Genomic DNA, 15,329 nt, shown 5'->3' on the forward strand with positions numbered 1-15,329 from the left:
CTACCAGAATCAACTGGGTGCCACGCACAATTTCTCTTCTAGCAACCGGTCAAGTGCTTCCACTAATTTACGGTTTTTAGCGGGATTCAATGCATCGGCATGAGGGTCTTTGAATAACCCCGAATCATTATCAAAATACTTTCCTGATGCGTTGGCAAACTCGTCACTGAGTGCAGCGCGACACAGGATATCGGCTCCAATCGCCAGATCGTTACCGTCCACGCCATAAGCCTCTTTGACCAATTTACTGCCGAGGAAAGAAGCAGGGTTCACCGGGATCACCGAAGGTCCATTATCTAATAGAGTGTTGGCCAATTCGATAGACCACATCGTCAGCGCGAGCTTACTTTGCGCGTAAACTGGGCCATCTAGTTTGCCTGCGTTCGAACTGATAAGCGCTTCTAAATTTACGGTTGATTGGGCTGCTGAAGATAGGTTGACGATACGACCTGTCGCATCAAAAAGAGGGAGAAGCTTCTGTGTCAGTAGATAAGGTGCAATGGTGTTCACAACAAAGCGTACATCAAGGTTGTCTGAGGTGGTGACTTCTGAAACCTTGTATACGCCAGCATTGTTAATGAGTACATCGAGCTTTTCATGCTCCGATTTTACTTGGTTGGCGAGGGCTCCAACTTCTGAAAGAGAAGAGAGATCGGCAACATAACTTTCGATAATCGCATCCTTGGATAATCGAGAAAGGCCTGTTTCTACTTTGCTGAGTTTTGTTGGGTTACGTCCATGGATAAGGATGTGATGCCCTTGTTGGGCTAACATTTTCGCGGTCTCTAAACCGATACCATCTGTCGCACCTGTAATCATGATCTTTTTTCGCATCTTCCTTCCTTGAATAAAGAGTCCGGACAACTTTTATAACAAAGTTTGATTGCACAAAGTTTCTACTACTTCACATGCTGAGATATAGAAAGTACGGATGTGTATTGCTATTGAGAAACCGTGAAATAAGGGTGTGGTTTAACAAATACAGTACTGTTTTTCTGGGCTTGATAAGAAGATTTTCTAAATGCTTATTGAGTACTGTGAGTGGGGTTTCTCATTTAATTTTCTTGATATCGAATAAAGCTAAAATCAAAAAAGCCTCAACCGATTCAATGGTTGAGGCTTTATCGTTAATAGCCATCTTGCCTTTTTAGGCTTTGTTTGACGTTGTTATAGTTTTTATCGCTTAATGAGCGTGTACCGATGAATCTTGGTATAGCTCGGCATCCACCTCTTCGCCTTTACTTGGGCGAGGTACAATCTCAAACGAGGTGTCAGCTTCAGTCAGTGAAGACAGCAATTTGTTCAGAGATGATTTGTCACCTTTCACGCCTGCTTGGCCATCTTCTAACAGTTTATTGAGTGTTGTTTTCTTCAATACAATGTCAGACACGTCTGATTTATTGATGATCAGTGTCGTATCGGCATCTTGCAGTTCACTCACTTGAATGTTGTTCAGGTTACCGTTCGACATCTCTACGTAGTAGAACTCTTTCACGTCAGGCAGCTGAATATTCATGGTAAATGGTGTTTCTTGCGCTTTTAGCGAATCCACTTTTACAGCTAAGTAATCCAACAAGTTTTCGATGGTCATGTTAGCTAGTACGTCCGGCGACGCGGTTTTTGGTGCGCCCGGTTGTGTGCCAATGCGAAGCTCTTGAGCGCCCGTTAGGTAGATGTTTCTCCAACCAGCACCTTCTGATTGGTAACCTAACTGTTCGTAAGTATCTGCCAATAGACCACGTGCAACTTTGTTGTCTGGTTCAGCTTGAATTACTTTGTTCAATGCTGTCGCAACGAAGCGGTATTCACCTTCTTGATAGTCTTGCTGCGCTTTTTCAATTACGGCATCGCTGCCGCCCATGTATTCAACAAACTTGACCGATTCTGGCTTCACTTGCAGTGGGTTAAGGTTGGCTGGGTTCATGTCGAAGTAACCAAGGTACATGTTGTACACCGCACGAGCGTTATGCGAGTAAGTACCGTGGTAACCATTGGTGTGCCAAGACTGTTGAATACTGTCTGGCATTACTTTGTAGATCTCATCACCGATATCTTGCAGAACCACACCGTTGTTAGCTAAGCGAAGCGTTTGGTTATGAGTAAAGCCGTAAGCGTCACGCTGCATTTTTAGGTAATCAGAGATCTCTTGTTCGCCCCAAATTGGCGATGAGTGAGAAGCAAACAACACTTCAGTTTCTTCACCCCAAGTCACTAGCATTTCGTTGATTTTCTTAGACCACTTCAAACCATCACGAACCTTCGCGCCGCGTAGGGTATACAGGTTGTGCATACCTTGGTAAGTCAGTTCACCCGTCCATAGTGCTTTCATGCTCGGGATATAAGTCACCATCTCAGAGGCAGCTTCAGTGCCCGATGCATCCATAAATTGCAACTCTAAACCGTCGATAACCAGAGTTTCAATTTCTTCGTTGTGATTCAGTTCGTAGTCCGGCAATACGTAGGTAATGCTACCCGTCGATAAGCCTTTTGCCAGCGCAGCATCGACAATACCGTGTTCATGGCGATTCAGTGTTGCACCATATTGATAAGCGGTACGGCGAGACATTGCATTACCAGCCAGCACGTTTTCATCTACGATTTCTTTAGTGATGTTCTTTGAGCCATATACTTTTACATCTGGGTACGCGTCTTTAATTGCGCGAGCACCACCGAAGTGATCGGCGTGTGAGTGCGAATAGATCATCGCAACGATTGGTAAGTTGCCACCATTAGGAACATTCTTTTGGAAGAACTTTAGTGACTTCTCTGCTGCTTCTTTGGTTAGTAGAACGTCATAAGCGATCCAGCCATTGTCAGTACGGATGAAAGAAATCGAAGCTAAATCGGCGCCGCGAACCTGATAAACCTTACCCGGAACAACTTCATATAAACCTTCTGCGGCTTGGTTCAATACCGCTTGTCGCCATAGTGATGGGTTGACTGAATCTGGCGCTTTGTCTGCATTTGAAACACTTGGATCGATGAAGTTAAAGCTGTTACGGATGATGTCGCCCGTCTCTTGATCAAAGCTAGCAATCAGTCCCTTGTTGTTATTGTCGAAAGCGCGAGTGTCGGCAAAGTTAAGTGTTTTTGCGAACTCTTGGTTTGCTTTGGTCGTCATCTCGGTTGCGCTTTTGCCACCTTGGTCACCAATTTCGCTGAAGTGTGCGTGATCATGGTTAGCTGCAACTGCAGGGAATGCGAGTGAGATAGCTAGGAATAGTGATGCGTTTTTGAACGTGCGAGAAGTTGTCATAAGAGCCTCTTCATTTCAGAATTTTGTTTCGTTGAGGCGATTATAGGAATAAGACATATAGCAAAAAATAAAGTAAGCTTTATTTAATACATCACGAACTGTTATGTGTTGTATGCTTAAAAGTAGCAGATTGAAGCGCAAAGCTTGTCGCATAACCAATGCGAGTGCCCTAAACATGGAGAGTGACCGTGAGTGATGTTGAAAAGTTAGATCTAAATTTACTGAGCGTGTTTTTGGAAGTGTATCGATTAAAGTCGATCACCTTAGCATCAGAATCTCTTGGTATGACTCAACCTGGAGTTAGTGGCGCTTTGAAACGGCTGCAAGCACAATTGGGTACAGACCTTTTTATTCGAGAAGGTAGAGGTATAACGCCGACCAATGCAGCGATGCAATTGGCGTTACGTGTAGAACCCGCATTGGACGGGATAACCAGCGCGGTCAGCACGCTAAAGCAGTTCGATAATCAGCAGCATCATGTGTTTCGAATTTTGGTCAACGAGATCGGTTTAACCAAGCTTCAGCCCCTTGTGGAAAAGGACGATACGCTTGGTAACATCTCAATTGAATTCAATATGGTGCCAAGCAATGAAGAAGATCTGCTGCAGAGTTTGAGCATGCAACAAGCCGACTTAGCGATCGATATTCACTATCCACAAGTGAATGGTTATATGAACCAGCAAGTGATCGAAGATGAGCTCGTGTTGATCGCAAAGAAAGGGCACCCAAGGATTGATGGATCGGTGACGGAAGAGCAGTATTATCATGAGAAACACATCACCTTCAGAATGCGTCGTTCTCGCCTTTATACCGCAGATTACTTTACGAAAAGCCCGATACAACAGCGAAAAGTCAGCTCCGAATGTGATTCATTGATGACGATGTGTGTGTTGGTCTCTGGCTCTGACTGTGTTGGTAGCACGTCTCGTGATTTTGCTAATCAGTTTGCGGAGCGATTCCAATTGCAAGTGCTCGACCAGCCGTTTGAGGTCTTGCCCATGAAGCAGTATATGATTTGGCATAAACGAACAGACTTAAACCCGGCACATCAATGGTTAAGAACCAAAATTCAGCAATACATGACGAGTTCTCAAAGCTGTTAACGATTCAATAAAAAACGGCCTCCATTTGGAAGCCGTTTTTGTCTCTGTTACATCAGAATTTTAATTAAGATTTTTGGATTCAACCTGCTTATTGCGCGCGTTTTTGACGAGCGGCTTTGAGCATTTTCATTGGCGACATTCCTGTCACTAACATGGTGCCAGTGATAACTAGAATAGATCCGACAATGGTATTAATGCCAATCGCTTCATCTAAGAATAAGTTCCCCCAAAGAATACCAAACACTGGAATCAAGAAGGTCACCGATAGTGCTGAAGGCGCACCAAGTTCATTAATGAGGTTGAAATAAAGCAGGTAGGCTAAACCAGTACAAACCGCGCCGAGCAAGATGACCGATGTGGCGATCGTGAGATCGGGTGCTTCTCTCATCGGAATAAAGAACACAAACGGCAATACGATTAATACTGCCGCCCACATGCTGCCGTGGGCATTATTGAACGCTTCAACCTTGGGTGCTGTCTTGGTGTAGTTAGAGGCGATACCGTAGCTAAATGCAGCCAAAACCGCAGCAAAAATAGGAACAACCGCTTCTTGGCCGATGTTCATCGCATCCCAACCGACTAATACACATACACCCGTGACACCGATACCTAACCCGAGTATTACCTTTCTTTCAAGTGCCGTTTGGGTCCATATCGCACCAATGATTGCCGCCCATATCGGTGCCGTAGAGTTCAAAATCGCAAGGGTTGAAGCATTCAAAGTTTGAGCTGCATAAGCGAAACACAAAAAAGGAAGCGCGGTGTTAAACAAGCCAAGAATGAAAAAGTGTTTCGAATGAGTATTAAAAGAGAGCTTCCTTCTCAGATAAAAAGAAACCAAAAGTAGAGTGACTGCTGCGCACAGAACTCGGGCTTCAATTAGGACAGCTGGGCCCAAAGGGCTAGCTGCGATTCTCATGAAAAGAAATGAACCGCCCCATATCGCAGCGAGGATAATTAGTTTTATAAAGCTCACAGCATGAACCTTTGAATATGTAAAACACCGACTATGAATCAAAGCTAAGTATTACACAAACTTAGATCTTAACAGTGTGCAACTGTGGATATAATATCGAGCTCTTAAACAGGAACATATTTGATGATTTTCGTTCTGTTTATCCTTCCCTATTTGATGAGTAATCTAGCGTTAGACATCAAACTTAGGGGAACAAAATGAAGATTGAACACATCGCAATTTGGACCAAACAACTCGAAGTGTTGAAACGATTTTATGAAGACTATTTCGGCGCGACATCGAACTCAAAATACCATAACCCAACTAAAGGTTTCTCTTCATACTTCCTCTCTTTCGACACAGGAAGTCGTCTAGAGATCATGGAAATGGACTCGGTTCCTGAATCGAAAGATGACCTCTATGATCAGTTTACCGGCTTCATCCATATGGCAATTTCTCTAGGATCAGAGCAAGCGGTGGATGAACTCACTAAACGTTTGATTGAAGATGGTTATGAACGCTTAGATGGCCCAAGAAGAACTGGAGATGGCTATTATGAGAGCTGTGTACTCGATCCTGATGGTAATCGATTGGAACTTACCGTTTAATGTAGAGACTTAATTGAGTTACTCATCTACGAACGGGACTGAGGTATGACAATGATGAAGTGTGCAGTGACTTTCCTTTTTGGTCTTGGGCTTATGGGATGTGCTACCTCAGATCTGGTACATAAGAAAGAGACTGATGCTAAGTCTGAATCATTGAACCCAATAGGGTATCTCGGCTTTAAAGCTCATCAAGAGTGGGCTCTTAAATTCAATGACTGCACGGTTTATGATCTCACAGGAGCACGGCCCTACCAATGGTTTGATCGCACATCCGCTTTCGTGAGCTGTTATACGTTTAAGCCAAGCGATGCTATCGAGCCTCTGTTGGTTTACTCCAATGCTGATTTCAACAGCAACAAACTTACACCGATTGACCGCTTCCAAGAACTACAGATTACTAAGTCTGGTTGGGGTAAATTTCCTAGCGTCTATGAAACAAACGGCACTAATTGGCTGAGAGTCAAAGAAGGCTGGATTCACCTTACACTCGCCGATCAGACGCTCGTACAGTTCTATCCTGGAAGCCAAGACCATTCTGGCAAATCACAACATGATCAGTATTTTGAACAGCATTGAGAACAAGCTTTAATTTAGAGATAACAAATGCCCCTATCAAATGTGTAGGGCCGAATTGAATCGTGAATTACAGGCCTTTCTTAAGCTTGATTACAAAAGGCATAACAGCACTGAAAACGATCACCGCTGCGCCAATCAACGCTAAGGTGTTTGGTAATTCAGCGAATAACAAGTAACCAAGAATCATTGAGTAGATCATCTGCGAATATTCAACATTAGATACCACGTTAGCTTCTCCCCATTTGTAGGCTGCCACGCCAAACCATTGGCCGATGGACGAGATCACACCCACCAATATCAACAACAGAAATTCAGAACCTGTTGGCCATTGCCACTCAATATATTAGCTTTTCATTATTTATATTAATAGGAATTAGATAAAAGCATATAAATTATCACCTTCTCGTTTAATAAATGAACACAGTAGTGATTTTACGGTGATTTTCATATTTTGACGTAATTAACGAACTCGGTAAATTCTGAGGAAATAAACTGAATTATGAATATTACCTTTTTATTAATAAGGGTAATTATCTCGAATAGTTCTTGTTAATATAAAAACAATGTAAAATCAGTGATAGTATTAACAGTAAGGTGGTGTAACGATGCGAGTCACAGCAAATAAACATACTTATTTTTATAAAAAGTAATGCCCTCTCGATTCTGAGCATGGTTATTACATGAATAAACTTGAAATAACGTCACACTAAACATGTTAACTTGTTGTTTTTTATGGGTATAATTTTTCATTGAGTTTTGTGGTGTGGTTCGGGCCAAGAAGGTTTCGAAATTTTACATTGATGAAGTGATTAATTAAATTAGCGCTGTCTGTTTAATCAATTAAATGGCGTATAAACAATGGTTATCAGAATAGATAATGACACTTTTAATATTTGATAATATAAATTTAAAAATAAGGCAAAGACCTTATGGCTAGTTTAATTATAAAAAATTGTCATATCCAGCGATAACGTTGTCTTTTCTTTAATTTCTTAACGAATAATATGTATGGTCAACACTATGAAGTTGTCGATGAATAAGTCATTGTTAATAGCAATGTCAGCGTGTGTTTTTTCTAATGTAAGTGTTGCTGCAATTAACGGCGACTATCATGTGGTAGACGAAGATTTAACGGCTGATCACAACGAAAGCAACGGTGTGCCAATGCCTTTTTATGCTAACGGGAGAATGCAGTCAAAACTCAGTGTTTCTGTTTCCTTCGCAGATAGTTACGGCAGACCAGTGACCGTATCTAAGAGTGACTTAGAGGGAGCGATATCTTTTTACCTTAAGAATAGCGAACAAGAGTTAGGCAAAGATAAAGACTGTACCTATGGAAGAGATTGTTGGGGGTATACATTGAACCCAAATGACTATTCTCACCAAATGGGGAGCAGTTATGGGTACTCTAAGGGGCTACCAACGTCTCGGGTTTCAGCATCTGATACCAAATTAACCGCTTGGGTTTATAGCAATGAGGTAGCTCAGCATCGTGAAGTTTGTATGAAAGTTAAATTCAATACTGGTAGCCAATATGACAATAACTACTACGACAGCTGCGCTTATCCAAATGAATCAAGTGCCTTCTATCAAAGCGTACAGCCTAAGTCCTATAGTGCCGCCGACTTTTCAGAGATTGGAGAAGGTGACAAGGTATGGGAAGAGAGTAACGCTGATGGGTTCTATTTCGAAAAAGCTGAGATGTATAACTTCTATGTGACGCCCAAAGATACTTCAGTGAAACTGGTCGAGGTTGCTATGGATAACTTCGACGAGTCGGACAGCGATAAGGTGTTCCTAAACGATGAGTGGTTAGGTTGTTATTCAGATTGCACTAATGGCTTTCGTTCAGTGAAAGGTTATGTGTTCGCTCCAGGTTCAGAGCGTAATGTATCTGATGAATATGTTTGGAATAGCGCCGCTGGCGAAGGTCGCACGGCGGTATGGCGAGTTAACCAGCAACTAAGATCAGTGACTTTGAGCCAATTGCTTTATTCAAATAGCGGGACATCGAACAATGATTCTCAAAAAGAGTACCGATTTACTGTATTTGACCAATACGGAAATAAAGGACCATTAAAGCTTATTTATCCTCAAAGTGAATTTACTGGTGGCGGCCAGAAATGGGATTACACCCATTGGAATCTCGTTAGCCAATAACATCCAGATAAAACAGAGTTAGCTCATCCACTTTGAGCTAACTCATTCACTTTAGGGGAAATTTATGTCTAATTGGACTTCAAACGCTTTTAACTTTGATAGCTTTTGTTCGGGCGGCGTAGACCAAAGAACCAGAAGCTATTCATATCAAATCTTACTTGGCTCTCTTATTGGTAACTGGCTTAAGGGACCAAACCTCGATATATCCATTCAATTCTCACCTTACTCGACGGACAACCTTGGTTTCGGTAAGGGCTGGAAATTGAATCTCCCAAGATACGACATCGAGAACCAACAGCTCTACCTTGCAAATGGACAGTCCTACCGTGCTGAATTAAATGCCAATATCGAAATGAGTATTCGCTACAAGAAACTGCTCGATTTTTCGGTATCTTCTAGCGCGAATGGCTATGAAATTACGTATAAAAATGGCCGTATTGATCTTTTAGATAAAGATGGCGACATCATTAAGATCACTCAAAGTAATGGCCATGCTCTCTACTTTTCTTGGCTCAACGTGGGACAAAATAAGCGCCTAGATAAAATTTGGGATGATAGAACAACCAAACAGACCGCACTGTTGTGGGTCGAGTATATTTCGGTAGGGCGCGTTAATATTTTTACTAATATTGGCAGCACCCATGAAGCTTATTTCAGTCTTACTCTTAGCAATAACAAGCTCGTCAAATGCAATTTACCAGAACAAGCAGGTAGCTATAGTTTTGGTTATGAAAGCATTGGTTCATATACGCTAATCAATGAAGTAAATCACCCTTGTGGTTTGACCGAGCGTTTGAGATATAAAGCTGATGGTATTCGAGTCAACTCAATGACTTATTTACCAGCAGTTACTGCACACGATGTCCTCACCCTTAATTCGCCAGTTATTAGCACAACCTACGACAGTGTTGGTACAGATAGCCGCAATTTCATGGGTTATGGTGTACGTGGTGGTGAATTAAGTGAAGGGCTTGATAACCTGCTTGAGCGTGGTTACGAATATACTTATCGCGTCCAAAAAATTGAAAATGGCACCGTTGTAACAGCGCAAACATATAATCAATTTCATCTACTCGTTGAAGAAGCTAGACAGGTTAACGGAAACCTTGTTCATTTGAAAAGGCTGGAATACCCAGCGATTGATAACCAACAGTTTTCGGATCAACCTGCTCAGTATTCTTTGATCAGTAAAGAGGAACAAATCTGGTTTTCTGGATCGGATAGCCAAGCTCAAAGTCGATTTTGGGACTATGACGAGTATGGCAACATGCTTAAGTTCGTTGATGAGAATGACATCGCAGAACGTTACGAATACTACGCTAAAAATGGTGAGGCAGGTTGTCCTGCATCGCCTACTGACATGGTGAATTTCGTAAAATCTCGTACGCTCAACAATGGATCAGAACAGAGAGTGATCTCTTATCAATATGCTTCTCTTGAGGGGCTGAATGGCCATCGTGATGTGGTTCTGAGTTTGGAAGAAGACGTCCAACGCTATAGAAGTCATTACGCTTATCAAACTGATACTGGTGATACTTACTCTTTCGGCCGATTGGCTTCAGTCCAAAATGACATTCTTCATCCTAACGGCACGTATTCTGCTATTTCTCACTATCGCTATGAGTTGGATAGCGATGTCCTTGAAGAACACGAAGAGCTGACCTGTCACGACAATACGAAAACCAATCTTGCGGTTGGGCACTACCTTGATATTGGAGAACTCGCGCGTCATGTCGATTCAGACGGAGTTAGCTGTGCATTTACTTATGATTCGCTTCGTAGAACTACTGAAGAACGGATTGAAGGAAGTGCAGCCCGTTCGTATCAATACATTGTTGATACTGGTATGAGTCGACAAACCTTGTTGCTAACGGATTGCAAAGGCAACTTGTGTGAACAAAGCTGGGACGGTCAAGGACGTGAATTAGAGGCTAAAGTTGGTAGCTCGGTCGTATGGACAAAAATGTACGATGCGTTGGGCAGACTCCAAAGTAAGAGTACTTACGATGTGTTGCCTGATCGCAATTCCAGATCGGCGCCTGTGATCTTAACAGAAAGCTATGAATACGATGAGTGGGATCAGGTTAAAGCGACTCTGTTAGCGAATGGAAAACGTCGTGTCGAGTTCAATAACCTCGCCTCACGTAAGAAAACTCAAGGTATTGAAGGCTTGACCATGACGGTCAGCTCTCTGAATAGCTGGGGGTTAGAAGAGAAAAAAGAGCAAGGCATCAACAGTTGGAATTATGAGTACGACTCATGGGGAAGATTGATTAAAGAAACGAATCCTCTCGCTCGATCTAAGCATTACCACTACGACCGTTTTGATCGTGTTGTTCGCATGACTCAAGCGAACGGTGTCGATCAAGATATCACTTACGCTGAACATACCGATCAGTCACAAGTTGTAGATCTGAAAATTGGTGGGGTGACTTTAGGGCAACGTGATATTGATGGATTGGGACGTCCGCGATCCTTGCGCAGAGGAGCGAGCCCCCAAGCTTCATTGGCGTGGACTTATGCGGATAGCAGCAATATCCCAGAAACTGAAACCAGCATGGCAGCTCCAACAAGGCAATTTACTCGCGATAGCCAATTAGGTGTGCTAAGTGCTAAGTCGTCTGATGGGCAGGCTTCTAGTTACAGTCATGACCCAATATCCGGTTTGCCGACAGGGAGTCAGGACAGTGAAGGCAATCAAAGTACCATTACCTACTCGACGAAAGGCTTGCCTGAAGCCGAGGTGAATGATGGTCAGTCTCGTTATTACAGCTACTCCGATGGTGGGGTTATCGCTGCAATTGATAGTGATACGGACACTCGCCAATATGGCTACGACGAACTCGGACGATTAGTGAAGTTGAGTTCAAATTCAACAACGGTTTACTACGAATATGATGAGTTTGATCGAGTGATACTAGAAACATTGATATCGGGTAATCAAACCCAAGTCACTGAACTCGAATGGGATGAATATAGTCGCGAAGTCAACCGAGCTATAGCCTTGAACGATAATTATATCTTTGAGCAATCACAAGAATATAACGCGTTAGGGCTGCTTAATTCTCGTAAAAAGGAGTGTGCAACTTTAGGTAATCTGACGGAAATCTATACCTATGATGACCTCTCTCAGTTGACTAAAGTCGAGTTCTTTGGCGCGGGCCCACTGAGCGATTGGTCTCAGCCTATGACGTCTATTGATTGGAGCTATGATGAGCTAGGTAACATGCTGACGCAACGCACAGCTACTGCTGAATCTGAGGATTTTGCTCGTTACTTTTATGAGTCGGATGACCCTTGCCAGTTGACTCGTATTACTCATTCCCACCCACAACTCGACGGTCAGGTAACAGTGAAATACGACTTGAATGGCAACATGATTCAAGATGCGGATGGCCGAGTGCTCGAGTATGACAACTTCGATCGATTACAGCGTGTGCTAGCTGATAATACCGAATGGCTTTATCAGTATGACAGCAATGACCGATTGTCTGCACAGCTATCGTCTTCTGAAACTCGTCACTTTGATTATCTATGGGGCGATCTCGCTTCGATAGAAGAAAATGGAAAATTGACCAACTATATCTATCACGAAGGGGTACCTAAATGGTCAGAGATGGACTCGGAAACCACGTTATTGGCCACGGATCAAAATGGTTCGGTAATCGCGTCAAATACATCGGGTAAAACAGGGTCTATGTACCGTTACTCTCCATATGGGCAACGTGATCAAGCGGGGAATGCAAATGAACAATAAAGACTCGGTATTTATTACCCCACTTAATCGACGTGAGTTCCTGATTAAAATTGGTCAAACTGCAGCGGTGGCTGGTGGCATCTCACTGCTTCCGACTTCGGTTCGTTTAGCGATGGCGCAGTCGATGACCATCTCTCATTCGGAGATTGGCTTTAATGGCGAGTGGTTGGATCCTGTACTGCAAGGCTACCATCTAGGCCAAGGCTATCGCGTTTACCAGCCGAAGTTGATGCGCTTCAATGCACCGGACAGTTTGGCCCCTTTCAATGAGGGGGTTCACAATGCTTATGTGTACTGCCATAACGATCCGATTAACTTCACCGACCCAAGCGGACACCTGAATATCAGTAAGATCTTGTTTGGTGCTTTTGGTGTGATCGCGGGTATTGTGGGTATTGCATTGGCGGCACCAACCGGTGGTTCTAGCTTAGTATTGGCGGCGGGTATTATCGGTGGTATTGCAGGTATGACTAGTGGTGCGCTACAAATTGCCTCGGGTGTTATCGATGATGGGGATATCTCTCATAAACTCGATATTGCGACCATTCCATTCGATATCATTGGTGTGGTGAGTGGCGGATATTCAGCCTACAAGTCGGTTCAGAACTTACGTTGGGTAAGAGCGGGTGGGGCATTGGAAGATGTCACTCAGCCCGGTCTTGGTTCTCGTTTGATGAACAAGATTAGACCTTCCGGTGAGTACAATCTTGCGTGGGCCTCTAAAACGAACCCAGCTATGCGTATAGGCAGCTCTAAGGGGCAGGTGATTGCGACCAGAATGACGCAGGGCGGTAAGACGATGACGTACACGCCTCCTCCCATTCATGGTGGGTTTACCAAGATTCTTCTTGGACAAGTCAAAGTGGGCGCCCGAGGCTATACCATCTATCAAGGCATAATGACGGCGCGCTCGATTGGTGGTTTAGGTTGGTCATCGGTTAAAACAATCCCTGGGCGATTAGATGAAGAAAAGTCTTCTGCGGATACCATGGTTACGGAAGGTCGAAGTGCCAACCCTGCAGCCAAGAAGACGCAAATGTACGCACTCGAAGAGACACGACAACGAATAAAATATGGCAATGAGGTTCAGCAGATGATCCGTCAGTTGCCATTGTCGTAGTCTGATTTATTCTTTTTCTCTAACAACACAAAGCCAGCTCAATCCTCATTGAACTGGCTTTTTTGCATTCTGTGTAGGCGTTCTCGAACGTTATCCATCAACCATGAGAGCTTTCCTTAGATCCCACTTCCTGATCAAAAAAAGATCAAAACCTCCTTGCTGAAACCGGTTTCAACCTGTATCTTTGCTTTTATTGAAATCGGTTTCAGAGCTGCAATGAGCTCTCTAATCCTGATCTTTTCACGAATAACTTGTAGCGAGTAACGGTATGAACAACGAATTTCCAAACGATTTTTTATGGGGCGGTGCGGTTGCGGCGCATCAGCTAGAAGGCGGCTGGGATGCGAATGGCAAGGGTGTAAGTGTTGTTGATGTATTAACAGCGGGCGCGCATGGCGTGCAACGTCGAATCACCGATGGTGTGATTGATGGCGAAAACTACCCAAACCAAGTCGCTGTTGATTTCTACCATCGATACAAAGAAGACATTAAGTTATTTGCTGAGATGGGCTTTAAGTGTTTCCGCACCAGCATCGCGTGGACGCGTATTTTCCCAAATGGCGATGAAGCCGAGCCGTGTGAAGCGGGTTTAGCGTTTTACGATGATCTGTTCGATGAGCTGTTGAAATACGATATTCAGCCAGTCGTGACGCTGAGCCATTTTGAAATGCCTTACTATCTAGCCAAAGAATACGGTGGCTGGATGAACCGTAAAGTGATCGATTTCTTTGTTAAGTACTCAACCACGGTGATGGAGCGTTACCAACACAAAGTGAAATACTGGATGACGTTTAACGAGATCAATAACCAGATGAACATCTCGGCGGATATCTTTGGCTGGTTGTGCTCTGGTGTGAAGTTCCCACAGTGCGAAAAACCGCAAGAGGCCATGTACCAAGCGGTTCATCACCAGTTTGTTGCAAGCGCATTGGTAGTTAAGAAAGGTCATGAGATCAACCCAGATCTTCAGATCGGTGCAATGTGTGCGATGGTGCCTTTCTACCCTCGTTCTTCAAAGCCAGAAGACATCATGGTGGCGCAGCAAGCAATGCGTGATCGTTATTTCTTCTCTGATGTCATGGTTCGCGGTCACTACCCAAACTACGCAAAACGCGATTGGGCCATCAAAGGCTTTGATATTGAAATGCAGCCTGAAGATGAACAAATCTTGAAAGAGGGTAAAGCGGATTACTTAGGCTTTAGCTACTACATGTCGAATACCTTGGATTCTTCTTCGCATCAGTCGACTGAAGAAGCAATGGACGGTGGTCATGAAAATTCGGTAGAGAACCCGTTCATCCAATCAAGTGATTGGGGCTGGCCGATTGACCCAACAGGCCTGCGTTACTGCTTAGCATCTCTTTATGAGCGCTATGAAGTGCCACTGTTCATCGTTGAAAATGGTTTTGGTGCGGTTGATACCATCGAAGAAGATGGCAGCATTAATGATGACTATCGTATTGCTTACCTTGGCGATCACATCAAAGAGATGAAAAAAGCCGTAGCGATTGATGGCGTTGACTTGATGGGCTACACCCCTTGGGGCTGTATCGATTTGGTGTCGTTCACCACAGGTGAGATGAAAAAGCGTTACGGATTCATTTATGTAGACAAACACAACGACCAGTCAGGAACACTAGAGCGTAAGCGCAAGAAGTCTTTTGAGTGGTACAAAGGCGTGATTGCATCTAACGGTGCCACTATTTAGAATGCATTTCCCAGTGCAGTTATGCGAACTGTGAGCTGTGATTTTGCAATGAATTAGTCGGCCTATGTCGACTAATTTTTTATAAA

Annotated in this window: 11 protein-coding genes; 7 read left to right on the plus strand and 4 right to left on the minus strand. The window is 43.6% G+C overall.

What is annotated here, in order from left to right:
• Window positions 1-9: 9 nt before the first annotated feature.
• Together AB8613_RS19150 and AB8613_RS19155 are read right to left on the minus strand one after the other, a co-directional pair.
• Window positions 10-834 (minus strand): SDR family NAD(P)-dependent oxidoreductase, encoded by an 825-nt coding sequence (locus AB8613_RS19150; protein ID WP_285953907.1) that lies wholly within the window; start codon window positions 832-834, stop codon window positions 10-12.
• 349 nt (window positions 835-1,183) lie between these two features.
• A complete protein-coding gene (locus AB8613_RS19155; RefSeq protein ID WP_372385617.1) occupies window positions 1,184-3,256 on the minus strand; it encodes an alkyl/aryl-sulfatase in 2,073 nt (690 codons plus the stop codon).
• A 188-nt stretch (window positions 3,257-3,444) separates the two neighbouring features.
• On the opposite strand from AB8613_RS19155, the gene AB8613_RS19160 reads away from it, so the two are divergent.
• A complete protein-coding gene (locus AB8613_RS19160; protein WP_146491094.1) occupies window positions 3,445-4,359 on the plus strand; it encodes a LysR family transcriptional regulator in 915 nt (304 codons plus the stop codon).
• Between the two features lie 88 nt (window positions 4,360-4,447).
• Here AB8613_RS19160 and AB8613_RS19165 read toward each other — a convergent pair whose 3' ends face one another.
• Entirely contained in the window at window positions 4,448-5,335 is an 888-nt protein-coding gene (locus AB8613_RS19165; RefSeq protein ID WP_372385619.1) for a DMT family transporter, read from the minus strand.
• Between the two features lie 197 nt (window positions 5,336-5,532).
• On the opposite strand from AB8613_RS19165, the gene AB8613_RS19170 reads away from it, so the two are divergent.
• Together AB8613_RS19170 and AB8613_RS19175 are read left to right on the plus strand one after the other, a co-directional pair.
• Window positions 5,533-5,922 (plus strand): VOC family protein, encoded by a 390-nt coding sequence (locus AB8613_RS19170; RefSeq protein WP_285953903.1) that lies wholly within the window; start codon window positions 5,533-5,535, stop codon window positions 5,920-5,922.
• A gap of 51 nt (window positions 5,923-5,973) precedes the next feature.
• Window positions 5,974-6,498: a hypothetical protein gene (locus AB8613_RS19175; protein WP_372385620.1), complete on the plus strand. Its 525-nt coding sequence runs from the start codon at window positions 5,974-5,976 to the stop codon at window positions 6,496-6,498.
• Between the two features lie 67 nt (window positions 6,499-6,565).
• Here the strand turns inward: AB8613_RS19175 and AB8613_RS19180 are convergent, their stop codons facing one another.
• Window positions 6,566-6,838 carry an EamA family transporter gene (locus AB8613_RS19180; protein ID WP_372385796.1) on the minus strand — a complete coding sequence of 91 codons (273 nt, stop codon included), beginning with the start codon at window positions 6,836-6,838 and terminating at the stop codon, window positions 6,566-6,568.
• Window positions 6,839-7,530: 692 nt separating this feature from the next.
• Between AB8613_RS19180 and AB8613_RS19185 the strand changes: the two genes are divergently transcribed.
• The 4 genes from AB8613_RS19185 (at window position 7,531) to AB8613_RS19200 (ending at window position 15,243) form a co-directional block, all read left to right on the plus strand.
• Window positions 7,531-8,658 (plus strand): hypothetical protein, encoded by a 1,128-nt coding sequence (locus tag AB8613_RS19185; protein WP_327784700.1) that lies wholly within the window; start codon window positions 7,531-7,533, stop codon window positions 8,656-8,658.
• A gap of 64 nt (window positions 8,659-8,722) precedes the next feature.
• Window positions 8,723-12,415, plus strand: coding sequence for an RHS repeat protein (locus AB8613_RS19190; RefSeq protein ID WP_372385621.1), 3,693 nt, complete (start codon window positions 8,723-8,725; stop codon window positions 12,413-12,415).
• Window positions 12,405-13,535: an RHS repeat-associated core domain-containing protein gene (locus AB8613_RS19195; RefSeq protein WP_017081371.1), complete on the plus strand. Its 1,131-nt coding sequence runs from the start codon at window positions 12,405-12,407 to the stop codon at window positions 13,533-13,535. Before AB8613_RS19190 ends, AB8613_RS19195 begins: the two co-directional genes overlap by 11 nt.
• 268 nt (window positions 13,536-13,803) lie before the next feature.
• A complete protein-coding gene (locus tag AB8613_RS19200) occupies window positions 13,804-15,243 on the plus strand; it encodes a 6-phospho-beta-glucosidase (RefSeq protein WP_372385623.1) in 1,440 nt (479 codons plus the stop codon).
• Window positions 15,244-15,329: the final 86 nt, after the last annotated feature.

The organism is Vibrio sp. BS-M-Sm-2 (assembly GCF_041504345.1).
GTDB classification, from domain to species: domain Bacteria; phylum Pseudomonadota; class Gammaproteobacteria; order Enterobacterales; family Vibrionaceae; genus Vibrio; species Vibrio satsumensis.